This is a genomic window from Enterococcus sp. AZ179 (genome assembly GCF_050498885.1).
GTDB lineage: Bacteria > Bacillota > Bacilli > Lactobacillales > Enterococcaceae > Enterococcus_D > Enterococcus_D entomosocium.
Window position 1 is genome coordinate 1,689,221 of record NZ_JBMHEO010000001.1, and the last position, 12,184, is coordinate 1,701,404.

Sequence of the window (12,184 nt, forward strand, 5' to 3'; positions counted from 1 at the left end):
GGGTGAAAGGAAAGCGTCAGGAAATTTCCAAAGCAACCCAGCGCAATTTTTGCTTAAGTTTAGTATGATAGAGGTAGTAGATCCGCTTGTAAAAGCATAAAATAAAGAAAGTAGGGAATAGAATGTTTAAACGTGTACACTTGATCGTGATGGATTCAGTCGGAATTGGTGAAGCACCTGATGCGGCAGCTTTTGGTGATGTCGGTTCAGATACATTAGGCCATATTGCAAAAGAAGCAGGCTTAACGATCCCTCACTTGGAACAATTAGGCCTAGGTACGATTCGTCCTTTAGAAGGCGTAAAGGCGGTAGCTGACCATGATGGGTATGCAACCAAATTGGAAGAAGTTTCTGTTGGGAAAGATACGATGACGGGTCACTGGGAGATCATGGGCTTGAATATCCAAAAGCCTTTCCGCGTATTTCCAGATGGGTTTCCCGATGAATTATTGCAACAGATCGAAGCGTTCTCTGGACGCAAAATCGTCTGCAATGCGCCGTATTCTGGGACAGCAGTCATTGATGACTTTGGCGAACATCAAATGAAGACCGGGGATCTGATCGTTTACACTTCGGCTGACCCAGTGTTGCAGATCGCCGCTCATGAGGAAATCATTCCATTAGAAGAATTGTATCGTATTTGTCAGTACGTTCGGGATATCACGAAAGATGAGCCGTATATGATCGGCCGCATCATCGCGCGTCCTTATGTCGGTGAGCCTGGAAACTTTACTCGTACGAGCAATCGTCATGACTACGCACTCGATCCATTTGGCCATACAGTGTTAGATTCATTGAAAGAAGCTGGAAAAGACGTGATCGCCGTTGGGAAAATCAATGATATCTTCAACGGGCAAGGAATCACCGATTCTGTACGGACGAAGAGCAATATGGACGGTGTGGATCAATTACTGAAAGTGATGAAACAAGACTTTACGGGTCTAAGCTTTACGAACTTGGTTGACTTCGATGCGCTTTATGGTCACCGTCGCGATGTCGTAGGGTATGCCCACGCCATTGAAGATTTTGATTTGCGTATTCCAGAACTCTTAGAAGCAATGGGAGACGAGGATCTGCTGTTGATCACAGCTGACCACGGCAATGACCCAACCTTTACAGGAACGGATCACACGAGAGAATATGTGCCATTACTAGCGTACAGCAAGAAATTCCAAGGCCAAGGAAAATTGCCACAAGGCTACTATGCGGATATTTCCGCAACGATCGCTGAAAACTTTGGTGTTTCAGCTACAGAAAACGGAACTAGCTTTTTAAAACATTTAAACTAGAGGTGATGAAATGACAACGTTACATGAGAAATTACAAGAAACAACGGCATTTATCAAAGGAAGCGGCGTCGGTGAAGTGGAATTTGGCTTGATTTTAGGTTCTGGCTTAGGGGAATTAGCCGATGAGATCGAAAACCCAATCGTGTTGCCTTATAACGATATCCCGCATTTTCCTGTTTCGACAGTGGTCGGTCATGCTGGACAATTGGTCTATGGAACATTAGCTGGGAAAAAAGTCTTAGCGATGCAAGGACGATTCCATTATTATGAAGGCCATTCGATGCAGACGGTCACTTACCCCGTCCGTGTGATGGCGGCATTGAAAGCTCATTCCTTAGTCGTGACCAATGCCTGTGGCGGTGTGAACGAAAGCTTCCAGCCTGGAGACTTGATGTTGATCACCGATCAAATCAACTTTATGGGGGACAACCCACTGATTGGTGAAAACGAAGAAGAAATGGGTCCACGTTTCCCAGATATGAGCCAAGCTTACCATTTGCCTTATCGGGAAGCGGCACAAAAAGTTGGCGCATCAAAAGGATTGCACTTAAAAGAAGGCGTCTATATGGGCTTCTCAGGTCCTACGTATGAAACGCCAGCAGAGATCCGCTTTGCTCGGACGATCGGTGCCGATGCTGTCGGTATGTCGACTGTCCCAGAAGTGATCGTTGCTGTTCACAGTGGCTTGAAAGTCTTAGGTGTTTCTTGCATCACAAACTTGGCTGCTGGTATGCAAGCGAGCTTGAATCACGAAGAAGTCGTGGAAACGACGGAACGGGTCAAGGCAGAATTTAAAGCGTTGATCAAAGAAACGTTAGCAGTACTATAAAAAGCAGACCAAAGGAGAAAAACGAATGAGCGTTCATATCGAAGCAAAAGCAGGCGAGATCGCAGACAAAATCTTGTTACCAGGTGATCCACTGCGGGCAAAATATATTGCTGAAACATTTTTAGAAGACCCGATCTGTTACAACAATGTTCGGGGAATGTTGGGCTATACAGGCGTTTATAAGGGCGAGCGGGTCTCTGTCCAAGGAACCGGCATGGGCATGCCTTCAGCGAGCATCTATGCCCATGAATTGATCAACTCTTACGGCGTGAAGAAATTGATTCGGGTCGGTACGTGTGGTGCCATCTCAAAAGATGTCCATGTGCGTGATCTTGTGATTGCCCAAGCGGCAGCAACAAGTTCCTCGATGGTGGCAAAAAACTTCCAAAGTTTCCATTTCCCACCAATCGCTGACTTTGCACTGCTGCGTAAAGCCTATGATACAGCGATTGAATCAGGATTTACGACCCACGTCGGCAACATCTTATCTGAAGATACCTTCTACAAAGATGACATGACGGAAACGTTACAGTTGGCAGACCTTGGAGTGATGGGTGTTGAGATGGAAGCCGCAGCCTTATACTATTTAGGGGCGAAATTCCACGTTCAAACCTTAGCGATCTGTACCGTCAGCGACCACATCATCACTGGAGAAGAAACAACGCCAGAAGAAAGACAAACGACGTTTAACGACATGATCAAAGTTGGCTTAGAAACAGCGATCGCGTAAAAAAGATACCACAGGATCGGTGCATGAACGATGCGAGGGCTGCTTGCTTTTGATAGAGCAAGCAGCCAAATCGTATTGGTTTGCATGCAACCGAGAATGTGTTATCTTTTTTTGTTGGCAAAAAGCCACGAAGAAGCGTTGCACTTTTGCCAGAAAATGGTTTAATGAAAAGAAAAGGTGTAAAAAGGAGACGAGACAATGAATAATTTTACGTTTCATGTAACGACGGACATTCGTTTTGGGAAAGACCGTCTGAACGAATTGCCAGAAGTACTGAATACATTTGGAAAAAACGTCTTGCTAGTCTATGGTGGCGGCAGTATCAAGAAAAACGGCTTGTACGATGCAGTCATGGCGCAATTGACTGCCAACGGCAATCAAGTCACTGAATTGACTGGTGTCGATCCAAATCCACGAATCGAAACCGTTCGTCAAGGAGCCGCTCTTTGTCGTTCAGAAAAGATCGACGTCATTTTAGCTGTTGGCGGCGGTTCTGTAATTGATTGCAGCAAAGTGATTGCTGGGGCGGCTTGCAGTGAGCAAGAGCCTTGGGACTTAGTACTTTCCAGAAGCTATCAAGGACCAGCAATTCCATTAGTAACGATCTTGACCCTTGCGGCTACCGGCAGTGAAATGAATCGCGGCGCAGTGATCTCTAATCTAGAAACGAAACAAAAACTTGGCGTTCACGGACCCGAATTTTTACCGAAAGTATCCTTTTTAGATCCAACAACGACCTTTAGTGTCAGTCGTTATCAAACGGCTGCCGGTTCAGCGGATATCATGAGCCATCTGATTGAAAATTATTTCAGTAAAACAGAAGGAACAGATGTCCAAGACGGTGTAGCAGAAGGATTGCTAAAAGCAGTCATTAAAAATCTGCCCATCGCATTAAAGGATCCCTCGGACTATGACGCACGGGCGAATTTGATGTGGGCGAGCACCTTAGCCTTAAATGGTTTGACTGGAAGCGGCAAGGGTGGTGCATGGTCTTGTCATGCGATGGAGCATGAGTTGAGTGCGTTTTATGACATTACCCATGGCATCGGCTTAGCGATCCTGACCCCACGCTGGATGCTTCATGTATTGAATGAAGAAACGGCGCCGAAATTTGCGCGTTTTGCCAGAGAAGTCTTTGGTGTCCAAGAAGCAGTGCCAGAATTAGCTGCCCGAATGGGGATTCAAAAACTGTATGACTTTTTTGTTTCTTGCGATATTCCGATGACTTTGCCAGAAGTGGGAATCGCCGATGACACTCATTTTGTTGAAATGGCGGCTCAAGCAGTTCAATTCAGCTCTATTGCAACAAATGCGTATGTACCGCTACAAGAAGAAGACGTGATCGCAATCTACCAAGATTCCTTGACTCCTTCAACCTATCTTTAATCATTAAAAAGACCGTTCCTGCGACTTGGTTGTCGCGGAGCGGTCTGTTTATTTACCCTTCAGAAGAAAAAGCCAAACGGGCCATTAGCTGATTCGCAATCAAGGCGTGTCCTGCAGGAGTGGGGTGCACACCGTCATCGCCTGTCAGTGCCTGTGGGGAGCTAGCGACGGATGCTTCGGCAAACAAGCCATCCAGCGGCAGCAGTTGACAATGAAAGGCGGCAGCTAAGCGACGAACGATTTGGATTTTCGGATCAAGATCGATCCGCCAGGTTTGGCGATCTTCAGGATATGGCAATACAAAAGGTTCCAGCAAGAAAATACGCGTGATCCCCTGTTGGGTCACTTGTTCCAGAATTTGACGGTAGGTTGCCTCAAAGGACGTTGCCGCAGCTTCTGAACCAAAATCGGGACCACCGGCATTGTGCCACGTGTCGTTGATCCCAATCATAAAGACCAAGACGTCAGGCGTTAATTGGAGGCAATCTTCTTGGAGACGGGCTAAGACATCGGCAGCTTTATTGCCGCCGATCCCGCGGTTATAAAAGGTAAAGCCCGCAGTGGGGAATTTCTCTGCCAGCTGATCGGCAACGAGACGGGCAAACCCATGTCCTAAATCGTGGGGGTCTTGGCGATCACGATCGCAATCTGTGATGCTGTCACCTAAAAATAAAACGGTATCATTTTTGACTAGTTTCATAATAAGCTCCTTTCGAGTATGCCCTCAATTATAAAAGAGGGGGGAGAAAATGCCAATAAAAAAACTGCCCTTTGGTTAAAAAGGGCAGCGATAAGCGAGGCTTATAAGTAGTATTTTTTCGCAACAGTCAAATCATCGTTCAATTCATAAACAAGTGGTTGACCAGTTGGGATCTCAAGATCCATGATATCTTCGTCAGAAATACCTTCGATATGTTTTGCTAATGCACGTAGAGAGTTTCCGTGAGCCGCAACTAAGACAGTTTTGTCGTCTTTTAATGCTGGGGCGATTTCATCTTGCCAGAAAGGCAATGCACGTTCTAAAGTAACTTTTAAGTTTTCGCCACCAGGTACGTCGCGAGGGTCAAGCATTGCATAACGACGGTCGTTTGCAGCAGAACCTTCATCTGAAGCTTCCATCAATGGAGGTAAAACATCGTAAGAACGACGCCAGATGTGTACTTGTTCGTCACCGTATTTTTCAGCAGTTTCTTTTTTATTTAAACCTTGTAATTTACCGTAATGACGTTCGTTTAAGCGCCATGATTTGATCGTTGGTACCCAAAGTTGATCAGAATATTCTAAAATGTAATTACAAGTTTTGATGGCACGAGTTAAAACAGATGTGTAAGCAACGTCAAATTCGATGCCTGCTTCTTTGATTTTACGTCCGCCTTCGATTGCTTCTTCGACACCTTCTGGCGCTAGATCAACATCAGCCCAACCGGTAAACTGGTTTAATTTGTTCCATTCGCTTAGTCCATGACGAGAAAATACTAATTTTGGCATGTAAAACTCTCCTTTAGATATTCGATATTTTTCTGAAATTTTCAATTCCGTATTTATTGTACACTCTTTCTCAAAGAATTTCCATGGTTTTGGAGGAAAAGCTGGGGGAAAACGCCATTCTTAAGGAAAAACAAAAGGGGATCATTAAAAAGAGGACCGCTTTTGTTTCATGCTGTTCTAGGGGGAGTCGACAACTATGAACGTAACTTGTTCCATTCTTCTTCGGATAATTTTATGTATTTATAGCATGTACCTACAGAAACACCGCATTTTTCAGAAATATATTGAATCGTTTCTTTTTTTTCGTAGTACAATTGACGGATTTTTTTGATCGTTTTTGGATCGATCTTTGGACGACCGCCAATTTTGCCTTTTTTGCGGGCTTTATTTAAGCCGACCAGCGTGCGCTCTTTGATGAGTGAGCGTTCCATGATCGCAAGTCCTTCCATCAAATTGAAGTAAACCTGTCCCATCGGACCGCGGGTATCGATTTGTTCTGCCAGTGAAACCAGATGAAGCTCTCGCTGTTTTAATAGATCCGTGAGATCGGTCAGCTGTCTGGTCGTCTTCCCTAAACGATGCAGTTCCGTAACGACTAAGGTGTCACCGGGCTGCATTTGTGCCACCACTGACTCCAATGAATGATTTTCTTCACTTTCTTCCACGCTAAATGTCTCATGGAAAAATTCATGACACCCAAATTCTTCGAGCTTGTTTAATTGTTCACTTGTTGAGTTATCGGTGATCGTTGAACGAGCATAGCCTATGATTTTCATAAACCCTCCTACCTTTCCCTTTTTATTGAATGTATCATAATTATTTCTTAAATGATAGGGTAATTTGCACAAAAAATAATAAAAATTAAGTCGATTGAAGAAAAATAACGAAAAAAAGAGAAGCATTTTTGCTTCTCCTTTTTTGTTTCCTTTATCTAACGTGCTTGGTACTCGGTCCTTCAGGCAATCCGACAATGATCGTATGAACCATATCCAAAAACAGACCGTGTTCAACCACGCCCACTGTAGCATCTAATTCCTGTGCCAACTCAGTAGGAGCGGTGATCGTTTCTAGATGAAGATCGATGATGTAATTGCTGCAATCGGTTTTTAAAGGTTCGCCTTCTTCATTCAGACGCAGTTTTGGATGGTAGTTTTTCTTCTCGAACAGACGCAACAGCTGTTGGCTGCCATAAGGGATCACTTCCACTGGCAACGGGAAGGCACCAAGTGTTTCGACCATTTTCGATTCATCAACGATCCACAAAACTTTTTTGGAGTTAGACGCCACGATTTTTTCGAATAAAAGGGCTGCACCGCCGCCTTTGATGCCATGATAATCCTTGCTGATCTCATCTGCACCGTCGATCGTTAGATCCACAGCGTCCACTTCATCGATGGTGCGAATCGGGATACCTAATCCTTCTGCTTGTTTTTTCGATGCCCAAGAAGTTGGGACACCAGTGATCGATAGACCTTCTTCTTTTACACGTCGACCCAGTTCTTCAATCATGTAGTAGGCTGTTGAGCCAGTGCCCAAGCCAACGACCATGCCATCTTTTACATAACTAGCCGCTTCAATGCCGACCATTTCTTTTAGGTTCATTTTCTTCCCGCCTTTTTTAAATAAATGCTTTGTCTCTATTATATAGGAAGAAGCGCAAAATTTGCGGATTTTTTCGTAACAGATTTCTTTTGAAAAAAGCTTGGGAGGATACTTGACAGGTAAGAATAAGCATGATATTCTATCAAAGGTGCTTTATCTACAGGTCTCTCGTTGGAGACGTGCTGACTGTCTATCAAAGCATAGTTGATATGAATGCAGAGAATGCATTATTTTTTATCGCAAAAAAAGAACCACCTGGATGTGTGGGACTATAAAGCGAATCAAGGAAGGAGGACAACTAGGGATGCCTACAATTAATCAATTAGTACGTAAACCTCGTAAATCCAAGGTTGAAAAATCAAATTCACCAGCATTGAACAAAGGATATAACAGTTTCAAGAAAGCTCAAACGAATGTTAACTCACCTCAAAAGCGTGGGGTAGCTACTCGTGTGGGAACTATGACACCGAAAAAACCGAACTCAGCTCTACGTAAATATGCGCGTGTTCGTTTGTCAAACTTGATTGAAGTGACAGCTTATATTCCAGGTATCGGACACAACTTACAAGAACACAGCGTGGTCTTGTTACGTGGTGGACGTGTAAAAGACTTACCAGGGGTACGTTACCATATCGTTCGTGGTGCATTGGATACTGCCGGTGTTAACGATCGTAAACAATCTCGTTCTAAATATGGTACAAAACGTCCTAAAGCTTAATCTTTAAGACAAACAGATCAAATGAATCTTATTTAAATCAGAACTGATATCTCGGAAGGAGGAGTTACGGATGCCTCGTAAAGGTCCTGTTGCAAAACGTGATGTTTTACCAGATCCTATTTATAACTCAAAATTAGTAACTCGTTTGATCAACCGTGTAATGGTTGATGGTAAACGCGGTGTTGCTGCAAATATTATCTACAATGCTTTTGGCATTATCAAAGAATCTACAGGAAATGATCCATTGGAAGTTTTCGAACAAGCAATGAAAAACATTATGCCTGTATTGGAAGTTAAAGCTCGCCGTGTCGGTGGTTCTAACTACCAAGTACCAGTAGAAGTACGTCCTGAACGTCGTACAACTCTAGGTCTTCGTTGGGTGGTAAACTACGCTCGTTTGCGTGGCGAACACACAATGGAAGAACGTCTTGCAAAAGAAATCATGGATGCAGCAAACAACACTGGTGCTTCTGTGAAAAAACGCGAAGACACACACAAAATGGCGGAAGCCAACCGCGCATTTGCTCACTATCGTTGGTAAGATCCTCACTGCTTTTTATTGGAAGGTACTGAGACAACCTTAGCTTAAGTTAAGTAAGAATGAGAGGGGAACAACCTAGAATGGCAAGAGAATTTTCGCTAGAAAAAACTCGTAATATCGGGATCATGGCCCACGTTGACGCTGGTAAAACAACGACAACTGAACGTATCCTTTATTACACAGGTAAAATCCATAAAATTGGTGAAACACATGAAGGTGCTTCTCAAATGGACTGGATGGAACAAGAACAAGAACGTGGGATCACAATCACTTCTGCTGCGACAACTGCGCAATGGAAAGAAAACCGCGTAAATATCATCGACACACCAGGACACGTGGACTTCACAATCGAAGTGCAACGTTCATTGCGTGTACTTGATGGTGCTGTAACTGTGTTGGACTCACAATCAGGTGTAGAACCTCAAACAGAAACAGTTTGGCGTCAAGCGACAGATTACCGCGTACCACGTGTTGTATTCTGTAACAAAATGGACAAAATTGGTGCAGACTTCTTATACTCTGTATCAACTTTACATGATCGTTTACAAGCAAATGCTCACCCAATCCAATTACCAATTGGTGCGGAAGATGACTTTACTGGTATTATCGACTTAGTAAAAATGAAAGCTGAAATCTACACAAATGACTTAGGAACTGAAATCCAAGAGACTGAAATTCCTGAAGAATATGTAGAATTAGCTGAAGAATGGCGCGAAAAATTAATCGAAGCTGTTGCTGATACTGATGAAGAACTAATGATGAAATTCTTGGAAGGTGAAGAAATCACTGAAGAAGAATTGAAAGCTGGTATTCGTCAAGCAACATTGACTGTTGACTTTTTCCCTGTTCTTTGTGGATCTGCCTTTAAAAACAAAGGGGTTCAATTGATGTTGGATGCAGTCATCGACTACTTGCCTTCACCACTTGATGTTCCTGCGATTAAAGGGATCAATCCTAAAACAGACGAAGAAACTGATCGTCCGGCTGACGATGAAGCACCATTTGCTTCATTAGCATTTAAAGTAATGACTGACCCATTCGTAGGTCGTTTGACATTCTTCCGTGTGTATTCAGGTATCTTGAACTCTGGATCATACGTATTGAATGCTTCAAAAGGCAAACGCGAACGTATCGGTCGTATCCTACAAATGCACGCCAACACACGTGCTGAAATCCAAACAGTATACTCAGGCGATATCGCCGCTGCTGTTGGTTTGAAAGACACAACAACTGGGGATACACTATGTGATGAAAAATCACCAGTAATCCTTGAATCAATCGAATTCCCAGAACCAGTTATCGAAGTCGCTGTTGAGCCTAAATCAAAAGCTGACCAAGATAAAATGGGGGTTGCTTTACAAAAACTTGCTGAAGAAGATCCATCATTCCGTGTGGAAACAAACGCTGAAACAGGCGAAACTGTTATCGCTGGTATGGGAGAACTTCACTTGGACGTCTTAGTTGACCGTATGCGTCGCGAATTTAAAGTTGAAGCAAACGTAGGTGCGCCTCAAGTTTCTTATCGTGAAACATTCCGTGCAGCAACACAAGCGGAAGGTAAATTTGTACGTCAGTCTGGTGGTAAAGGTCAATACGGTCACGTATGGGTCGAATTTACACCAAACGAAGAAGGTAAAGGCTTCGAATTCGAAAACGCGATTGTCGGTGGTGTGGTTCCTCGTGAATACATCCCAGCAGTTGAAAAAGGACTTGAAGACTCAATGGCGAACGGTGTCTTAGCCGGTTACCCATTAGTAGACATCAAAGCAAAACTTTATGATGGTTCATACCATGATGTCGATTCAAGTGAAACTGCCTTCCGTGTTGCAGCTTCTATGGCTTTACGTGCTGCAGCGAAGAAAGCAAATCCAGTAATTCTTGAACCAATGATGAAAGTAGTTATCACTGTACCAGAAGATTACTTAGGTGATGTTATGGGTCACGTAACTGCTCGTCGTGGACGCGTAGAAGGAATGGAAGCACACGGTAACTCACAAATCGTGAACGCAATCGTGCCATTAGCTGAAATGTTTGGTTACGCAACGACACTTCGTTCATCAACACAAGGTCGCGGTACGTTCATGATGACATTTGATCACTATGAAGATGTACCAAAATCTGTTCAAGAAGAAATCATCAAGAAAAACGGCGGCAAAGCTGAATAATTGATGGAAGTATAGGAAATTAAGTAAAAAGCTATATTTTTTTCTGAGTTTCGTGTACAATATTATCGATGATAAGGGATGGGGAGCTGCGGCTCCCTACCTATCAAATATAAAAAATAAACTGCATTTTTAGGAGGAACATTTTAAAATGGCAAAAGAAAAATTTGACCGTTCTAAACCCCACGTAAACATTGGTACGATCGGACACGTTGACCATGGTAAAACTACACTTACAGCTGCTATCACAACTGTATTATCTAAAAAAGGTTTGGCTCAAGCTTCAGCTTACGACCAAATCGATGGCGCTCCAGAAGAACGCGAACGCGGAATCACTATCTCAACTGCTCACGTTGAGTACGAAACTGAAGCACGTCACTATGCTCACGTTGACTGCCCAGGACACGCGGACTACGTTAAAAACATGATCACTGGTGCTGCTCAAATGGACGGCGCGATCTTAGTAGTATCTGCTGCTGATGGTCCTATGCCTCAAACACGTGAACACATCTTGTTATCACGTAACGTTGGTGTACCATACATCGTTGTTTTCTTAAACAAAATGGATATGGTTGATGACGAAGAATTACTAGAATTAGTTGAAATGGAAGTTCGTGACTTATTGTCAGAATATGACTTCCCAGGCGACGATGTTCCTGTAATCGCTGGTTCTGCTTTGAAAGCTCTTGAAGGCGATGCTTCATACGAAGAAAAAATCATGGAATTAATGGCTGCAGTTGACGAATACGTTCCAACTCCAGAACGTGACACTGACAAACCATTCATGATGCCAGTCGAAGACGTATTCTCAATCACTGGACGTGGTACTGTTGCTACAGGCCGTGTTGAACGTGGACAAGTTCGCGTTGGTGACGAAGTTGAAATCGTTGGTATTGCTGAAGAAACTGCTAAAACAACTGTAACTGGTGTTGAAATGTTCCGTAAATTGTTAGACTATGCTGAAGCAGGGGATAACATTGGTGCATTGCTACGTGGTGTTGCTCGTGAAGACATCCAACGTGGACAAGTATTGGCTAAAGCTGGTACAATCACACCTCATACAAAATTTAAAGCTGAAGTTTACGTTTTAACAAAAGAAGAAGGTGGACGTCACACTCCATTCTTCACTAACTACCGTCCTCAGTTCTACTTCCGTACAACTGACGTAACTGGTGTTGTTGAATTACCAGAAGGAACTGAAATGGTTATGCCTGGTGATAACGTAACAATCGACGTTGAATTGATCCACCCAATCGCTATCGAAGACGGAACTCGTTTCTCAATTCGTGAAGGCGGACGTACTGTTGGTTCAGGCGTTGTAACTTCAATCCAAGCTTAATTTGATTGATCGAAGAGCAAAAGCGTACGCGCTTTTGCTCTTTTTTTGACTTTTGTAGAAAAAAGCCGCTCTCTCTAGCGTTGATGAATCCGTTACGGTT

12 protein-coding genes are annotated in these 12,184 nt (G+C 43.5%); 8 read left to right on the forward strand and 4 right to left on the reverse strand.

Translation table 11 applies throughout. The features are described from left to right. Positions 1-122: 122 nt before the first annotated feature. The 4 genes from deoB to IGI88_RS08005 all read left to right on the forward strand — a co-directional run bounded on the left by deoB (position 123) and on the right by IGI88_RS08005 (position 4,234). The gene (gene deoB, locus IGI88_RS07990; protein ID WP_005232555.1) at positions 123-1,289 is read left to right on the forward strand and encodes a phosphopentomutase; all 1,167 of its coding nucleotides are present in this window, start codon (positions 123-125) and stop codon (positions 1,287-1,289) included. Between the two features lie 10 nt (positions 1,290-1,299). After that, complete coding sequence (locus IGI88_RS07995; protein ID WP_008376402.1) at positions 1,300-2,118, forward strand: purine-nucleoside phosphorylase; 819 nt, start codon at positions 1,300-1,302, stop codon at positions 2,116-2,118. 25 nt (positions 2,119-2,143) lie between these two features. Continuing rightward, complete coding sequence (gene deoD, locus IGI88_RS08000; RefSeq protein WP_005226852.1) at positions 2,144-2,848, forward strand: purine-nucleoside phosphorylase; 705 nt, start codon at positions 2,144-2,146, stop codon at positions 2,846-2,848. A 198-nt stretch (positions 2,849-3,046) separates the two neighbouring features. Further along, complete coding sequence (locus tag IGI88_RS08005; protein WP_429960337.1) at positions 3,047-4,234, forward strand: iron-containing alcohol dehydrogenase; 1,188 nt, start codon at positions 3,047-3,049, stop codon at positions 4,232-4,234. A gap of 52 nt (positions 4,235-4,286) precedes the next feature. Here the strand turns inward: IGI88_RS08005 and IGI88_RS08010 are convergent, their stop codons facing one another. The 4 genes from IGI88_RS08010 to rpiA form a co-directional block, all read right to left on the reverse strand. Then, entirely contained in the window at positions 4,287-4,934 is a 648-nt protein-coding gene (locus IGI88_RS08010) for an SGNH/GDSL hydrolase family protein (RefSeq protein WP_429960338.1), read from the reverse strand. Between the two features lie 101 nt (positions 4,935-5,035). After that, on the reverse strand, positions 5,036-5,722 hold the full coding sequence (gene gpmA / locus IGI88_RS08015) for a 2,3-diphosphoglycerate-dependent phosphoglycerate mutase (protein WP_005226871.1): 687 nt from the start codon (positions 5,720-5,722) through the stop codon (positions 5,036-5,038). A 194-nt stretch (positions 5,723-5,916) separates the two neighbouring features. Then, positions 5,917-6,498 (reverse strand): recombinase family protein, encoded by a 582-nt coding sequence (locus IGI88_RS08020; RefSeq protein WP_005226873.1) that lies wholly within the window; start codon positions 6,496-6,498, stop codon positions 5,917-5,919. A 151-nt stretch (positions 6,499-6,649) separates the two neighbouring features. Then, entirely contained in the window at positions 6,650-7,324 is a 675-nt protein-coding gene (rpiA, locus tag IGI88_RS08025) for a ribose-5-phosphate isomerase RpiA (protein ID WP_005226875.1), read from the reverse strand. Positions 7,325-7,628: 304 nt separating this feature from the next. Here rpiA and rpsL point away from each other — a divergent pair, with 304 nt between their 5' ends. The 4 genes from rpsL (at position 7,629) to tuf (ending at position 12,084) form a co-directional block, all read left to right on the forward strand. Beyond that, the gene (gene rpsL, locus IGI88_RS08030) at positions 7,629-8,042 is read left to right on the forward strand and encodes a 30S ribosomal protein S12 (RefSeq protein ID WP_003127956.1); all 414 of its coding nucleotides are present in this window, start codon (positions 7,629-7,631) and stop codon (positions 8,040-8,042) included. A gap of 70 nt (positions 8,043-8,112) precedes the next feature. Further along, positions 8,113-8,583 carry a 30S ribosomal protein S7 gene (rpsG, locus tag IGI88_RS08035; RefSeq protein ID WP_003127957.1) on the forward strand — a complete coding sequence of 157 codons (471 nt, stop codon included), beginning with the start codon at positions 8,113-8,115 and terminating at the stop codon, positions 8,581-8,583. Positions 8,584-8,663: 80 nt separating this feature from the next. After that, complete coding sequence (fusA, locus tag IGI88_RS08040; RefSeq protein WP_005226900.1) at positions 8,664-10,748, forward strand: elongation factor G; 2,085 nt, start codon at positions 8,664-8,666, stop codon at positions 10,746-10,748. Positions 10,749-10,896: 148 nt separating this feature from the next. Further along, a complete protein-coding gene (gene tuf / locus IGI88_RS08045; protein WP_005226902.1) occupies positions 10,897-12,084 on the forward strand; it encodes an elongation factor Tu in 1,188 nt (395 codons plus the stop codon). The last annotated feature ends 100 nt before the right edge of the window (positions 12,085-12,184 follow it).

Excerpts from the sequence above, each read along its gene's own strand:
- deoB (WP_005232555.1), top strand. The coding sequence starts at position 123 with ATGTTTAAACGTGTACACTTGATCGTGATGGATTCAGTCGGAATTGGT.
- IGI88_RS07995 (WP_008376402.1), top strand. The coding sequence starts at position 1,300 with ATGACAACGTTACATGAGAAATTACAAGAAACAACGGCATTTATCAAA.
- deoD (WP_005226852.1), top strand. The coding sequence starts at position 2,144 with ATGAGCGTTCATATCGAAGCAAAAGCAGGCGAGATCGCAGACAAAATC.
- IGI88_RS08005 (WP_429960337.1), top strand. The coding sequence starts at position 3,047 with ATGAATAATTTTACGTTTCATGTAACGACGGACATTCGTTTTGGGAAA.
- IGI88_RS08010 (WP_429960338.1), bottom strand. The coding sequence starts at position 4,934 with ATGAAACTAGTCAAAAATGATACCGTTTTATTTTTAGGTGACAGCATC.
- gpmA (WP_005226871.1), bottom strand. The coding sequence starts at position 5,722 with ATGCCAAAATTAGTATTTTCTCGTCATGGACTAAGCGAATGGAACAAA.
- IGI88_RS08020 (WP_005226873.1), bottom strand. The coding sequence starts at position 6,498 with ATGAAAATCATAGGCTATGCTCGTTCAACGATCACCGATAACTCAACA.
- rpiA (WP_005226875.1), bottom strand. The coding sequence starts at position 7,324 with ATGAACCTAAAAGAAATGGTCGGCATTGAAGCGGCTAGTTATGTAAAA.
- rpsL (WP_003127956.1), top strand. The coding sequence starts at position 7,629 with ATGCCTACAATTAATCAATTAGTACGTAAACCTCGTAAATCCAAGGTT.
- rpsG (WP_003127957.1), top strand. The coding sequence starts at position 8,113 with ATGCCTCGTAAAGGTCCTGTTGCAAAACGTGATGTTTTACCAGATCCT.
- fusA (WP_005226900.1), top strand. The coding sequence starts at position 8,664 with ATGGCAAGAGAATTTTCGCTAGAAAAAACTCGTAATATCGGGATCATG.
- tuf (WP_005226902.1), top strand. The coding sequence starts at position 10,897 with ATGGCAAAAGAAAAATTTGACCGTTCTAAACCCCACGTAAACATTGGT.